The sequence below is a fragment of the Streptomyces fodineus genome (genome assembly GCF_001735805.1).
Classification (GTDB): Bacteria; Actinomycetota; Actinomycetes; order Streptomycetales; family Streptomycetaceae; genus Streptomyces; species Streptomyces fodineus.
Map to the genome: position 1 here is coordinate 8,146,818 of NZ_CP017248.1, position 14,126 is coordinate 8,160,943.

Annotated in this window: 11 protein-coding genes and 1 pseudogene; 4 read left to right on the forward strand and 8 right to left on the reverse strand. The window is 73.1% G+C overall.

Features of this window, described 5'->3' with window-relative positions:
• Positions 1-194 precede the first annotated feature (194 nt).
• On the forward strand, positions 195-1,025 hold the full coding sequence (locus BFF78_RS35290; protein WP_069782162.1) for an SDR family oxidoreductase: 831 nt from the start codon (positions 195-197) through the stop codon (positions 1,023-1,025).
• Between the two features lie 50 nt (positions 1,026-1,075).
• On the opposite strand, the gene BFF78_RS35295 is transcribed toward BFF78_RS35290, so the two are convergent.
• Positions 1,076-2,767, reverse strand: a complete 1,692-nt coding sequence (locus tag BFF78_RS35295) for a DUF885 domain-containing protein (RefSeq protein WP_069782163.1) — start codon at positions 2,765-2,767, stop codon at positions 1,076-1,078.
• Positions 2,768-2,820: 53 nt separating this feature from the next.
• Positions 2,821-3,306: an Lrp/AsnC family transcriptional regulator gene (locus BFF78_RS35300; protein WP_069782164.1), complete on the reverse strand. Its 486-nt coding sequence runs from the start codon at positions 3,304-3,306 to the stop codon at positions 2,821-2,823.
• A 60-nt stretch (positions 3,307-3,366) separates the two neighbouring features.
• Between BFF78_RS35300 and BFF78_RS35305 the strand changes: the two genes are divergently transcribed.
• Positions 3,367-4,584, forward strand: coding sequence for a trans-sulfuration enzyme family protein (locus tag BFF78_RS35305; RefSeq protein WP_069783997.1), 1,218 nt, complete (start codon positions 3,367-3,369; stop codon positions 4,582-4,584).
• 436 nt (positions 4,585-5,020) lie between these two features.
• Here the strand turns inward: BFF78_RS35305 and BFF78_RS35310 are convergent, their stop codons facing one another.
• The 4 genes from BFF78_RS35310 to BFF78_RS35325 form a co-directional block, all read right to left on the reverse strand.
• On the reverse strand, positions 5,021-6,469 hold the full coding sequence (locus tag BFF78_RS35310; protein WP_227025988.1) for a GNAT family N-acetyltransferase: 1,449 nt from the start codon (positions 6,467-6,469) through the stop codon (positions 5,021-5,023).
• 227 nt (positions 6,470-6,696) lie between these two features.
• Positions 6,697-8,280, reverse strand: coding sequence for an alkaline phosphatase D family protein (locus BFF78_RS35315; protein WP_069782166.1), 1,584 nt, complete (start codon positions 8,278-8,280; stop codon positions 6,697-6,699).
• A 446-nt stretch (positions 8,281-8,726) separates the two neighbouring features.
• Positions 8,727-9,557, reverse strand: a complete 831-nt coding sequence (locus tag BFF78_RS35320) for an alpha/beta fold hydrolase (protein WP_069782167.1) — start codon at positions 9,555-9,557, stop codon at positions 8,727-8,729.
• Positions 9,558-9,661: 104 nt separating this feature from the next.
• Complete coding sequence (locus BFF78_RS35325; protein ID WP_069782168.1) at positions 9,662-10,315, reverse strand: NADPH-dependent F420 reductase; 654 nt, start codon at positions 10,313-10,315, stop codon at positions 9,662-9,664.
• Between the two features lie 122 nt (positions 10,316-10,437).
• Between BFF78_RS35325 and BFF78_RS35330 the strand changes: the two genes are divergently transcribed.
• On the forward strand, positions 10,438-11,322 hold the full coding sequence (locus BFF78_RS35330) for an RNA polymerase sigma-70 factor (protein WP_069782169.1): 885 nt from the start codon (positions 10,438-10,440) through the stop codon (positions 11,320-11,322).
• Positions 11,323-11,575: 253 nt separating this feature from the next.
• Positions 11,576-12,337: a GntR family transcriptional regulator gene (locus BFF78_RS35335; protein WP_069782170.1), complete on the forward strand. Its 762-nt coding sequence runs from the start codon at positions 11,576-11,578 to the stop codon at positions 12,335-12,337.
• A gap of 149 nt (positions 12,338-12,486) precedes the next feature.
• Here the strand turns inward: BFF78_RS35335 and BFF78_RS35340 are convergent, their stop codons facing one another.
• Positions 12,487-13,641, reverse strand: coding sequence for an ROK family transcriptional regulator (locus tag BFF78_RS35340; RefSeq protein WP_069782171.1), 1,155 nt, complete (start codon positions 13,639-13,641; stop codon positions 12,487-12,489).
• A 93-nt stretch (positions 13,642-13,734) separates the two neighbouring features.
• Positions 13,735-13,940 (reverse strand): annotated as a pseudogene (locus BFF78_RS43955) (response regulator transcription factor); the annotation flags it as partial.
• Between the last annotated feature and the right edge of the window lie 186 nt (positions 13,941-14,126).

Below are 14,126 nucleotides of genomic sequence, written 5' to 3' on the forward strand. Positions count from 1 at the left end.
CGAGGCGGCACCCCATGCTGCGGGCCGTGCCCACCCGTCCCGCCTTGCCGGGCGATTGCCCACGGCGGGGCGGCGTACGGTCGTACTCCGAGGCGGGGCCGTGTGTGCTCGCGCGTAAATCCGTGTCGGCTTCGCCCCAATCGGCTCGCTCAGTCGTCCGGTGCCGCCTAGGCTGGTCGGCCGTGTCCGCTGAGATGAGTCCCTTCTCCGGTGATCTACGGCGTGACCTGTTGCCGCTGCGGGGGAGGGTCGCGCTGGTCACCGGGGCCAGTCGGCGCGGTGGGATCGGGTGTGCCGTGGCGCGGCGGCTGGGGGCGTACGGGGCCAGTGTCTATGTGCACCATCATGTGCCGCACGACAGGGCGATGCCGTGGGGTGCCGACAGCATCGAGGCGGTCGTCGGCTCCGTGCGTGAGGCGCTCGGGGAGCCAGGGGCGCGGGTCGTGGCGGGGGCCGGGGATCTGGCCGACCCGGCCGAACCGGGGCGGCTGATCGACGCCGTGGTGGGCGAGTTCGGGCGGCTGGACATCCTTGTCGCCAACCACGCCCTGAGCGGCTCGGGTGGCACTCTCGACGAGATCGACGCCGAGATGCTCGACGCGCACTGGGCGGTTGACACCCGCTCGGTCCTGCTGCTCGTCCAGGCCTATGCCCGCTCGCGTGCCCGGCTACCGGAGGGCATTCCCGGCGGGCGGGTCGTGCTGATGACCTCCGGGCAGGATCTCGGCGGCGGCATGCCGGGCGAGATCGCGTACGCCCTCCAGAAGGGTGCCCTCGCCTCCGTCACCCGCTCCCTGGCCGGCGCGCTCGCCGGGCGGGGCATCACGGTGAACGCCGTCAACCCCGGCCCGGTGGACACCGGTTACGCCACCGGTGAGGTCCACGCCGCCGTCGCCGCCCGGTTCCCCGGCGGACGCTGGGGCCTCCCCGACGACCCGGCGAGGCTCATCGCGTGGCTGGCCACCGACGAGGCCCGCTGGATCACCGGGGAGGTCATCAACTCGGAAGGCGGGTTCCGGCGTTGAGGGCGGATGGCATCACCTCGGGGAAGACCTCCCGGCGTTGACGAGAACGGTCAGAGCCGGGACAGCTCGTCCACCAGGTCGTCCAGCCCCAGGGAGCCCTGCGACAGCGCCGCCATGTGCCAGGCCTTCAGGTCGAACGCGTCGCCGTGCCGCTCGCGCGCCTTCTGTCGGCCCAGCAGCCACGCCCGCTCACCGAGCTTGTAGCCGATCGCCTGGCCCGGGATCGTCAGGTAGCGGGTCAGTTCGCTCTCCACGAAGTCCGCCGGCCGGCTGCTGTGCGCGCCGAAGAACTCCTGCGCCAGCTCCGGCGTCCACCGCTCACCGGGGTGGAACGGCGAGTCGGCGGGAATCTCCAGCTCCAGGTGCATGCCGATGTCCACGATCACCCGGGCCGCCCGCATCATCTGCGCGTCCAGATAGCCGAGCCGCTCCTCCGGGTCCGTCAGATAGCCCAGCTCGTCCATCAGCCGCTCCGCGTACAGCGCCCAGCCCTCCGCGTTGGCGCTGACGATGCCGACCGTCGCCTGGTAGCGGGAGAGGTCCTTGGCCACGTGCGCCCACTGCGCGAGCTGCAGGTGATGGCCGGGCACTCCCTCGTGGTACCAGGTCGACACCAGGTCGTAGGCCGGGAAGCGGGTCTGCCCCATCGTCGGCAGCCATGTGCGGCCGGGCCGCGAGAAGTCCTCCGACGGGCCCGTGTAGTAGGGGGCGGCGGCACCGCCGGGCGGCGCGATGCGCGACTCCACCTTCCGCACCCGCTCGGCGAGTTCGAAGTGCGTGCCGTCCAGGTCCTCGATGGCCTTGTCCATCAGGCCCTGCAGCCACTCGCGGACCTCTTCCACACCCTCGATGTGCCGGCCGTGCTCGTCGAGGTGCGCGAGCGCCACCCACGGCGTCTCGGCGCCGGGCAGGATCTTCTCCGCCTCCTGCCTCATCGCGCCCAGGATCCGGTGGAACTCCGACCAGCCGTACGCGTACGCCTCGTCCAGGTCCAGGTCGGTGCCGTTGAAGTAGCGGGACCAGCGCGCGTACCGCTCGCGGCCCGCCGTGTTCGGGGCGCCCTCGATCGCCGGCGCGTACACGTCCCGCAGCCAGTCCCGCAGCTCCACCAGGGCGCCGCTCGCCGTGCGGGCCGCCTCGTCCAGCTCCGCACGCAGCGCCTCGGGCCCGGCGGCGACGAAGTCCTCGTACCAGCCGCGGCCCCGGCCGTCCGTGTCCGTCCACTCGGTGAGCTGCTCGATGTACGTCGCGGTCGGCCGGGGCGCCGCGAACAGCTTGCGGTCCAGGCCCAGTTGAAGCGACGCGCGATAGCCCGCGAGGGCGCCCGGCACCGCGCGCAGCCGCTCGGCTATCGCCGCCCAGTCCTCGTCCGTCTGCGACGGGGTGACCGTGAAGATGTCCCGCACCGAGTGGCCCGGGGTGCTCATGTTGCCGACCGCGCGCAGATGCTCGTCCGCCTCGTGCACGGCGAGCTCGGCGGTCAGCCGCTCGCGCAGCAGCCGTCCGCAGCGCCGCTCCACGTCACTGTCCGCACCGGGCTGCCGCTCCGCCTCGTCCAGCTTCGCGAGCGTGGTCCGGGCCAGCTCCGCGAGGGCTTCCTGGCCCGCGGGGGAGTAGTCGGGCAGCCGGCTCGAACTCTCCTTCACACCGAGGTAGGTACCGGTGACCGGATCGAGGGCGATGAGTTCGTCGACGTACGCGTCGGCGACCTGCCGGGGCAGCGGGCTCTTGGTCTCAGACATGCGGCCCATCCTCGTACGGCGAGGATCTCCGCGTCACCCACGTACGGGGGGATTCAGCTCTGGGCGTGGCCGGGCGGCAGCAGCGGGCCGCAGTCCCACTGCTGGAAGATCAACCTGGTCTCCACCCGGGCCACCTCGCGCCGCGCGGTGAACTCGTCGAGAACCAGCCGCTGCAGATCGGCCATGTCCGCGACGGCCACATGCACCAGATAGTCGTCCGGGCCGGTCAGATGGAACACCGTCAGGGTCTCCGGCAGCGCCCGGATCCGCTCCACGAACGGTCCCACCAGCTCCCTCCGGTGCGGCCTGACCTGCACCGACAGCAGCGCCTGGAGCCCGCGGCCGAGCTTGGCCGGATCGAGCCGCAGCTGATGGCCGAGGATCACGCCCGAGCGGCGCAGCCGGGTCACCCGGTCCAGACAGGTCGACGGCGCCACGCCCACCTGCGTGGCGAGATCCCGGTAGGTGGTCCGTGCGTCGTTCTGCAGGAGGCGAAGCAGCTGGAGATCCACCGGATCCAGTACGACAGATTCGGCCATTGGTCGAACGTAGCACGGTGTTCGATTCCAGTGAACCGTTCGATGTTCACCCTTCCGCCCATGGAGACAGCGAGCCCGGGTGCCTACGACGACGTACGCACCGCATCGAGAGCCCTGGCCACCGAGGCCGTGCACGCCGGCCGTGACGACCTCGCCCGCCAGGGCCTGCACGCCCCACCGATCGACCTGTCCACCACCTACCCCTCCTACGACAGCCGCGGTGAGGCCGCCCGCATCGACGCCTTCGCCACCGACGGCGCCGACCCGGTCGGACCGCCGGTCTACGGCCGCCTCGGCAACCCGACGGTCGCCCGTTTCGAGACCGCCCTGGCCCGGCTGGAGGGCACCGAGTCCGCGGTCGCCTTCGCCAGCGGCATGGCGGCCCTCAGCGCGGTCCTCCTCGCCCGCTCCGCGATGGGCCTGCGCCATGTCGTCGCGGTACGGCCCCTGTACGGCTGCAGCGACCACCTCCTCACCGCCGGGCTGCTCGGCACCGAGGTCACCTGGACCGACCCGGCCGGCATCACCGACGCGCTGCGCCCGGACACCGGCCTGGTGATGGTCGAGTCACCGGCCAACCCGACCCTCGCCGAGCTCGACCTGCGGGCCGTCGCCCACGCCTGCGGTTCGGTACCGCTGCTCGCCGACAACACCTTCGCCACGCCCGTGCTGCAACGCCCGGCCGAGCACGGCGCCCGCATGGTGCTGCACAGCGCCACCAAGTACCTCGGCGGGCACGGCGACGTGCTGGCCGGAGTGGTCGCCTGCGACGAGGAGTTCGCGGGCCGGCTCCGGCAGATACGTTTCGCCACCGGCGGTGTGCTGCATCCGCTGGCGGGCTATCTCCTGCTGCGCGGGCTGTCCACCCTGCCGGTACGGGTACGGGCCGCCTCCGCGAACGCCGCCGAACTGGCCGGCCGGCTCGCCGCCGACCCGCGCGTGGCCCGCGTCCACTACCCGCGGATCGGCGGCGCGATGATCGCCTTCGAGGTGGACGGCGATCCGCACGAGGTCATCTCCCGGGTCCGGCTCGTCACCCCGGCGGTGAGCCTCGGCAGCGTCGACACGCTCATCCAGCACCCCGCCTCCATCAGCCACCGGATCGTCGACGCCGACGACCGGCGCGGTGCGGGTGTGAGCGATCGGTTGCTGCGGTTGTCGGTGGGGCTTGAGGACGTGGACGACCTGTGGGCCGATCTGGACCAGGCACTGGGGGAGCCGGCCCGGACGCCGGTGCCACTGCGGGAGCCGGTACCGCTGAGGGAAGCGGTGCGCTGAGGCCGGCCGGGGGGGGTGCGCCCCGGATCGGCGCCGCCGGCCCCGGCCGTCGTGGCTGAGCGCCGTCGCACCGGACCCAGCCTGCGGCTGCATCGGAAGGCACACCGGCCTGGCCGCGGGCACTCCGGCCTGGCCGCGGGCACTCCGGCCTGGCTGCGGGTGCACCGGCCTGGCTGGGGGTGCACCGGCCTGGCTGGGGGCGCACGGGTCCGGCTGCGGGCGCGCCAGCCGGCGCGCCCGGCCGTGGCGGACCGCCGGCCGGGCCACGGGCCAGCCGCGCCGGGCCGTTGCCTGTGTGCCGGGCGTCGGTAGTGCCGTGCCGTGCCGCGCCGGGCCGTTGCCCGTGTGCCGCCGGGCGTCGGTAGTGCCACGCCGGGCCGGGCCGCCGCGCGCGTGACCGGTGTCGGTGCCGGCGGGCCTGCGTGCCTGACCGGCGTCAGTCGCGCCGGGCGGGGTCGCCCAGACGGCGACGGTCCGTGTGGTGCGCTGCCCGGGAGGCGACCTGTGGGGAGTCCAGGCGGGCGGTGATGACCAGCGTGCCCTCCTCGATCTGGTAGTCCAGCGGCAGCCCGAGGCCCCGCATCGCGGCGACCATGCCGGTGTTGGACGCCTGGGTCACGGCGTAGACGCTCTCGCAGCCGGCCTCCACCGCCATCGCCACCAGCCGGCCGAGGAGCTCGCCGCCGATGCCCCGGTGCTGCCACTCGTCCTCGATCAGCAGCGCGACCTCGGTCTCGTCGCCGTCCCACAGCAGATGCCCGAGGCCGACGATGCGCCCGGAGGCGGTCTGCGCGGCCAGCGTCCGGCCGAAACGGGGGCTGAGCAGATGGTTCAGATAGCGGCCCGCGTCGCCGACCGGGCCGTGGTAGCGCATGCCGAGGGTGCGCGGCGAGCACCGCTCGTGCATCGCCTTGGCCGCGGTCAGGTCTCCGGTGTCGACCCGGCGGACGGTGATGTCGTTGCCCTCGGGCAGCGTCAGCACGTCCTTGCCGCGCGGGATCCGCGGACCGAGCCGGTTGTCGAGGTCCACCAGCGCCCGGGCCCGGGCGAACTCGGTGGGGGTGAACGGCAGATACGGCCGCTCCACGGTGAGCACGCCGCCCTCCGGCGCCCGCAGCCGGATCACGGTGTCCTCCAGCACGCCCTCGACCGGCACCGGCTCCGGCCCGCGGCCCCCACCGGCCGGCGTCCCGGGCAGCGAGCGGATCGTGCACCGGCCCAGCAACTGGCGTAGCGCCAACGGTAGTTCGGCGGCGTCCAGCGCGGTGCGCGCAGCCAGGCGGAGCACTCGGGTGGGGGCGTCGACCAGGTCGTGGGCGTCGGCCCGCTCGATCCAGGTGGACTCGCCGCCGGCCAGCGAGACAGCCCGGGTGATCTCGACCGCCTCCAGCGCGCCCGGCGCCCGCAGGAGGAACTCGTCCACCGTGCCGTCGGCGAGCGGGTGCGTCTGGAGGCTCAGGATGTCGACGCGCCGCTCGGCCAGCGCCGTGCACAGCGCCGCCAGCGAGCCCGGCTCGTCCTTCACCGTCGTCCGCATCCGCCACAGCACACCGGTGCCGGCCACGTCGTCCGCGGTGCCGCCGGGCTGCTCCTGGGGCCCGGCCGACCGCGTCTCGGCGGTCGGCCGGGCGTCGGTATCACCGGCCGGCGGGGCGTGTCCGTGGCGGCGTGCCCACCAGATGTGGAAGCCGGCCGTCGCGGTCAGCACCAGCGCCGAGATCACCAGCAGGGCCGGACCGTCGGGGCCGTGCCCGATCAGGTTCGCCACTGCGTCGGCCACGGCCACGGCCGTGAACAGCGCGGCGAGTTCGACGACGTCCCGTCGCCAGTGGTGTACGGGGCGGCCGTGCTTCGCCCGGGTCACATCCGACATCTCTGTAGTCATGCAGCCACTGTGAAGGAAGGGTGTTGCGTGATCACGAACTGCTTGTGACCGATGGGTAAAGCATGCTCCGTCCGTTTTATTGCATTTTCTACGGCCGTCTGGCCCCGTGCCGCCCGGCCCCAGATCGTGGCGTTGCCGTCATCGAGTGGTCGCGTCATGTGAAAACCGTAGAGGCGACCACTGACAATTGGCCTGACCTGCGAAAAGGGCCGTAGCAGGGGGGGTGGCTACTGACCGACCCGGCCCGGCTGGAGGGTCTGCGTGAACAGCACGGTGCCGTCGTATTCGCGCAGCCGGACCGTCAGCTCGCCGCTGTCGCCGTCGATGTCGACCTCGCCGAAGAACTGGTAGCCCTGCGCCGGCGACACGTTGGGGGCGGTGGGCGCCTTGACGAACACCCGGTCCGGGCCGAACGTGCCGTCCAGCGCGTTGGCCGGGAAGGCGCCCGCGTTGAGCGGTCCGGAGACGAACTCCCAGAACGGCTCGAAGTCCTTGAACGCGGCCCGCGAGGGGTCGTAGTGCTGGGCGGAGGTGTGGTGCACATCCGCCGTCAGCCACACCGTGCCCGTGATCCGCCGGTGCTTGATGAACCGCAGCAGCTCGGCGATCTGCAGCTCGCGGCCGAGGGGAGCGCCCGGGTCGCCCTGCGCGACCGCCTCGAAGTTCGGCCTGCCCTCGACCGGGTCGGGCACGACGAGCCCGAGCGGCATGTCGTTGGCGATCACCTTCCACACCGCGCGGGACTTGGCGAGCTCCCGCTTGAGCCACTCGAGCTGCTCGCGGCCGAGGATGCCGACCGGGTCCGTGGTCTGGTTGTCGGGGGAGTTCGCGTTGCGGTAGGTGCGCATGTCGAGCACGAACACGTCCAGCAGGGGGCCGTGGTTTACGACCCGGTAGATCCGGCCGTCGGGGCGCTCGCTGATCGTGGAGATCGGGAAGTACTCGGAGAACGCCTGCCGGGACCGCAGCGCCAGGTCGTCGAGCTTCGTGCCGGCCGGGTAGGGGGTGCCGGTGCCGATGACCTCGCCCGGGTACCAGTTGTTGCGCACCTCGTGGTCGTCCCACTGGATGATGTTGGGCACCTGGGCGTTGAACCGGCGCAGCGCCGAGTCCAGCAGGTTGTAGCGGAAGTTGCCGCGGTAGTCGTCCAGGGTGGTCGCGACGTGCGACTTCTCCTCGGTGGTGACGTTCCGGTAGACGCTGCCGTCGGGCAGGGTCGCGGTCGCCGCGATCGGGCCGTCGGCGTAGATGTTGTCGCCGCTGCACAGGAAGAAGTCCGGGTCGACCTTCGCCATCGCGTCGAAGATGCGGTAGCCGCCGATGGACTCGTTGATGCCCCAGCCCTGTCCGGCCAGGTCGCCCGACCACACGAACCGCACGCCCTGGCGTCGCCCGGCCGGCGCCGTACGGAAGGTGCCGGTGACCGGCTCGCTCGTGCGGCGCGGGTCGTCCGGGTCGGCGAGCAGCACACGGTAGTGGATCTGCTCACCCGAGGGCAGACCGCGCAGCCGAGTGGTGCCGGTGAAGTCCGTGCCGGAGCCCAGCAGCGGGCCGTGCCATCTGCGCGGGTCGCGGAACGACTCGGTGGCCGAGGTCTCCACGATCATCCGGGCCGCCCGGTCCGAACGCACCCACACCAGGCCGGAGTCGGTGGTCACGTCGCCCGCCTGTACACCCCAGCTCGCCTGGGGGCGTCCGGAGCGGGCGAACGCCGGGGCCGCGCCGAGGCCGGTCGGCAGGGTGAGGGCCGCGGAAGCGGCCAGGGAGCCGCGCAGAACGCTGCGGCGGCCAGGGAGCGGACGGTCTGACATGGCTGCGCCTCCAGAAACGGGATCCGGTCAGTGTGCACAGCCACACCTACTGGGACCCTGCGGCGTGTGCGCAAACCCGAAGTGAACAACGGGCCTTGGGGAGGGGCTGCCGGAGGGTGCGCCGCGGCTGAACGGTTCGTCAGGTGGATGGTGGGCCCACGCGCTGCCGGTGCCCGCTGCGGCAGCAAGCCGCACGCGCGCGTACTGCGGGAGCCGACGCGGACCGGCCGGGTGTGCGGCGTGCCGGGGTCGGTTCCGGCCTCGCGGAAGGTGCCCGCCCGTACACGCGCGCGTGGTGGCCGAGCCCGATGGCCGGGACAGGTCCCTCAGCGAGGGCTCACCGCCCGCTACCAGCGCCCGCCGCCCTTCCCCGTCGGCGAAGCCGAGCCCGGCCGGTCTGCCGCCTGCCGCCTGCGTCGACCGGTTTGCCGCCTGCGTCGGCCGGTTCAGCGGCTGCCGTCCAGGATGACCCGCGCGACCAGCGCGGGATCGTCGTTCATCGGGCAGTGGCCACAGCCGGGCAGCCGTATCAGCCGGGCGTGCGGGATCATCTGCTTGGCGCGCACGCCCTGACGGCGGACGAGGATCCGGTCCTGGGTGCCCCAGGCCACCGTGACCGGCAGGCCAGGCAACTCTTCGGTGAACCGGACCGTGGTGCCCGCCCGCAGCGTCGCGTCGAACCCGGTGGCTCCCACCAGCGCGAGCGTCTCGGCGACCACGGCCTGAGGGGCACGGCGCGCGGGGCGGGCGTAGATCGTGCTCGTCAGCGCGGTACGGCCGGCCGCGGTGCGCGACAGCCGCTCCACCAGAGGCAGCGGGAGCCGCTGGGCGATGCCCCGCATCGCGAGCAGTACCGCGAAGGCGTACCGGCGCTCGGCCTCCGTCCAGAACCCGGCCGGGGAGAGCGCCGTGACCGACCGTACGCGCTTCTCCCGGCCGAGTTCCAGGGCGAGCAGGCCGCCCAGCGAGTTGCCCGCGATGTGCGGGCGGTCCAGCTCCAGCGCCTCGAACAGGGCGCCGAGCACGGCGTTGGTGGTGGGCAGGTCGTAGGCGAGGCCGTCCGGCAGACCCGGGGACGCGCCGAAGCCCGGCAGGTCGATGGCGATGACGTCACGCTCGGTGGCGAGGATGTCCACGACCGGGTCCCAGGCCTGCCGGTGGTGGCCGATGCCGTGCAGCAGGACCAGCGGCTCGCCGCGTCCCACGCGCGCGTAGGACACGGTCACGTCCTTCGGGCCGTACGGAGTGGGGGCCTTGAAGGAGACGGTGGCGGACATGGGGTGCTCCTCGACTCGGTGCGGACGGACGCTGTAGACAGCTTGTCAGCAATTGCTACCTGCCGGTAGCCCTTGTGGGCGTACGCCCCGCGCTCCCGCGACGGTCAATGCGCCCGGTGCACTTCGATGTTGAAGTCCGAGGTCCCGAACTGCCGCATCATGGTGAGCCACAGCGGCAGATACATCTCCACCGTCCGCGCCGCACGGATCCCGCCCAGGTCCAGCACCCGCTCCGCCGCCCATCCGAACTCCCCGAGCATGGCCGTCACCTGCTCCTTGGCCCCGGCGTCCTCGCCGCACACGAACAGGTTGTGTGCGCCCGGCACCCGCCCCGGATCCACCATCACCTGGCAGTTGACCGTGTTCAGCGTCTTCACCACGCGCGCGTGCGGGAAGGCCCGCTGGATCTGCTCGCCCACGCTGTCCGACTCCACCGGATCCAGACGCGCTTCCCCGTCCTCGAAGGCCAGGGGATTGCAGACGTCGACCAGGATCTTGCCGTCGAGGTGCTCCGCGCCGGCCGCCCGCAGCGCGTCGAGCGCCACCCGGCCGCTCACGGCGTTGATGACCGCCTCGGCCGCCGCGGCGGCCTCCGCGAACGTGCCCGCGCGGGCCCGCTCCGCCGCGGCCGTGGCCCACTCCAGCGCCACCGGATTGTCCTTGGTACGAGACCCGAGGGTCACCTCGTGCCCCAGCTCCACCAGCCTGCCGCCCAGCGTGCGGCCCACCTCGCCCGTGCCCAGCACCGCGTACCGCATCGGCCACCTCCCGCTCACCGGCCGCCGACCCCCGGCGGTCCGCGGTCATTGTGATCCGGACCGCTGCCGGACGGGCCGATTCCGGGTGGACACATCCGGCGCGTGTCGGATGGGATGGGCCGGTGACCACCGAGACCGCGACCGATGTCTTCGAGGAGCACCGCCCCCTGCTCATGGGCGTCGCCTACCGCATGCTCGGGCGGGTGGCCGACGCCGAGGACGTGGTCCAGGACGCCTGGCTGCGCTGGTCCCGAGCCGACCGTGCGGAGGTCCGCGAACCGCGCGCCTATCTGGTGCGTGTCACCACCCGTCTGGCCATCGACCGGCTGCGTCAGGTGCACGCGCGCGGCGAGGCGTATGTCGGGCCGTGGCTGCCGGAGCCGTATCCGATTGAGTTCGGCGAGGCCGCCCCCGACGCGGCGGACCGCGCCGTGCTCGCCGACAGCGTCTCCCTCGCCGTACTGGTGGTCCTGGAGTCGCTGTCTCCGCTGGAGCGGGCCGTCTTCGTGCTCAGGGAGGCCTTCGGGTATCCGTACGCCGAGATCGCCGCCCTGCTCGACCGCGGTGAGGCGGCGGTACGGCAACTCGCCGGGCGGGCACGCCGGCACGTCGACGAACGACGGCCGCGCTACGAGGTCGACCCCGCGCAGCGACGCGAGCTGACCGAACGTTTCCTCACCGCAGCCGGCGGCGGTGACCTGGACGGGCTGATGTCCGTGCTCGCCCCGGACGTCCGCCTGGTCGGCGACAGCGGCGGCAAGGCCAAGGCGCCGCTGCGGATCCTGCACACCGCCGACAAGGTCGGCCGCTTCCTCGTCGGCGTCGCACGGCAGTCCCCGGCCGCCCCGTCGTACCGCGTCCTGGAGGTCAACGGCGGCCCGGCCCTGCTGGTGCTGGCCGACGGCGAGCCGGACAGCCTGGTCCAGGTGGATGTCGCCGACGGCCGCGTCACCACGGTGTACATCGTCCGTAACCCGGACAAACTGCGGCACCTCGTCGATCGCTGACCTACACACCGCGCACCACACATGCCTCATGAGCCCCCGTTCTGCGACGGGGGCTTTGCCGCGATGTCACACACACCGCCGTGTACGAACGCCTCATGAACGCTCCGCGGCAGGTCAGCGTGCGTCGTCCAAGGGATCGAGGATTGGTCTTGACCAAGGGTGAAGGCCGCCCTATGGTCGCAGAGAAGTGCAACAACCTTTAATAAACAAGGGCGCTAAAAACCGCCGGACCACGGCTCTTGCGGAGGACAGGGTGGGGACCACGCAGCTGGAAACGGTGCCGGAGCCGAAGTACTGGCACCTCAAGACCGTGCTCACCGAGGCACTCGACTCCGAGTTCTCGGTCGGCGAGATCCTGCCCAACGAGCGCGACCTCGCCGCCCGCTTCGGCGTCGCCCGCGCCACGCTCCGCCAGGCCCTCGAACAGCTGGAGCTGGAAGGCCGGCTGCAGCGCCGCCGCGGCGTCGGTACGACCGTCGCGCCGCCGCGCGTGGGCGTGGCCGTCGGCACCGAACAGCACGCCTGGCCGGGCGCCGCGTCGGACGCCTGGCAGCCCGTCGACTGCGACCAGGCGGCGCCGCCCACGGCCGTCGCCAAGGCCCTGGAGACCGGCGCGGACGAGCCGGTCCACACCGTGCGGCGCTCCCGGATGTCCCACGGCCAGCCGGTCGCCACCGAACAGCTCTACATCCCGGCGGCGTCGGTGCCCGACCTCACCGCGATCGACGCCCCGTCCGGCCCGGCACGCGCGCGTGCGGTGCTGCGCGAGCTCCAGCACCTGACGCTCGAGGGCCAGGACCGCGCCGTCGAACTGGGCTCCGCCCGCGCGGACGACGCCAAGGAGCTGGACCGGCTTCCCGGTTCGCCGGTCCTCGTCGTCACCACCCGCTTCTTCGCCGCGGGCCGCACCGCCGCGCTGTCCGTCGCGACCTACCGCGCCGACACCTGCCGACTGACCTTCGGCGATTCACCGGACGTGGAGATACACCACGACCCGGAACAGCGGGCTTCCTGAACTCCGGTACCTCTTGAGGCCCGGAGAGGCCGGCTGTCCAGGGGCGCGGGGCTGCATCAGAGATGCGGGATGCGGCTCCGCCGCGCGGGCGCGACCAGCCGCGACGGCGCCGCAGCGGTACGACGACCCGCGCCCTCACGGCCCGGCGCTCAGCGCCGCGTCACCGTTCCCTCCACAGCGAACAGCTGCTCCTCGACGTGCTCCAAAGCCAAGCGCAGCGCCCCGGTGGCCACGACTGCCTCCCCCAGCAGGGACAACGTCACCCGCGGCGGGCGCAGGCAGTAGCGGGCCAGTTCGCGGCGCAGGGGTTCCAGCACGCCGTCAAGACCGGCCGCCCAGCCGCCGATCACGACCAGCTCGGGATCGAGCGCCAGCACCAGCGCGGCCACGTCGTGCACGAGCCGCTGGATGAACCGGTCCACGGCCGCCCGCGCCCGCTGGTCGCCCTCCCGGGCCAGCGCGAACACCTCGGCGACCGCCTGCTCGTCCAGCGGATGCAGCGGCTCGTCGGTGGTCGACAGCAGCGTCTCCGGAGTCGCCTCCCGGCCCAGCAGATGCAGCGCGCCGATCTCCCCGGCCGCCCCGCCGTAGCCACGGTGCAGCCGTCCGCCGATCAGCGACCCTGCGCCCGGGCTCAGTCCGGCCAGTACGAACACCACGTCGTCCGTTCCGGCCGCCGCGCCCTTCCAGTGCTCGGCGACGGCGGCCGCATTGGCGTCGTTCTCCACCAGGACCGGGCACTTGAAGGAACGGCTGAGCCGCTCGCCCAGCTTCAGGCCCGTCCACTGCGGCAGCGCCGTGCTCAGCCGTACCGTGCCGTCGGCCTCCACGATCCCCGGCGTGCCCACGCCGACGGCCCGCAGCGAGCCGCGCGCGACCCCGGCCCGCCGCAGCAGCTCGGCGACCGCGCCGCGCAGCCGGTCGAGCCGCTCGTCCGCCGACGCGGTCACGTCGACGTCCTTGGCCTGCGCGCCCAGCACCCGCCCGTCCAGGTCGGACAGCAGCGCCGCGACCCGGTGCGGACCGATCTCCAGGCCCAGCAGGTGCCCCGCCTCGGCCCGGAACCGGAACCGGCGCGCGGGCCGCCCCTGCCGGCGTGCGGCGCCCTCGTCGGCCGCCGTCTCCACGACGAGCCCGCCCTCGATGAGCCCTTCGACGACACCCTCGACGGTCGGCCGGGACAGTCCGGTGACCCGGGTGATCTCGGTGAGCGTCGCGCAGTCCGTGGCCCGCAGGGCATGCAGCACCACCGCGGAATTGATCCTTCGCAGCAGCGAGGGATCGCCGCCGGTCAGCTGCCCCACCGTCCGTCCTTCCAGCTCGCGGGCGTGTTGGCCGGATCGTACTCGGCCCGGCGCACCCCCGGCGAGTGCCGGGTTCCGCAACGCCGCGCCCACTCACCCCGGCTCGTACGCCGCGATCACCGCCTGGGTGCGGTCGCACGCCCCGAGCTTGGCCGGCACGGCGCTCACATACGACTTGACCATCGCCGGGCCGACGACCAGCCGAGCGGCGACCTCCGCGTTCGCCGCCCGCGCGCCATGAGCCGCAGCACCCCCGCCTCCCGCTGCGTCAGCCGGGCCCACTCCAGCGCGGCTCGGGCCGACTTGAGGAGGGGGTCGGTGTCGGCCGGGGGGTTGAGGGTTCACCGGACGGTCGGGCTTCCGCTGCGTCAGCGGGGCCGGCTCCGGCGCGGCTCGGGCCGACTTGAGGAGGGGGTCGGTGTCGGCCGGGGGGTTGAGGGTTCACCGGACGGTCGGGCTTCCGCTGCGTCAGCGGGGCCGGCTCC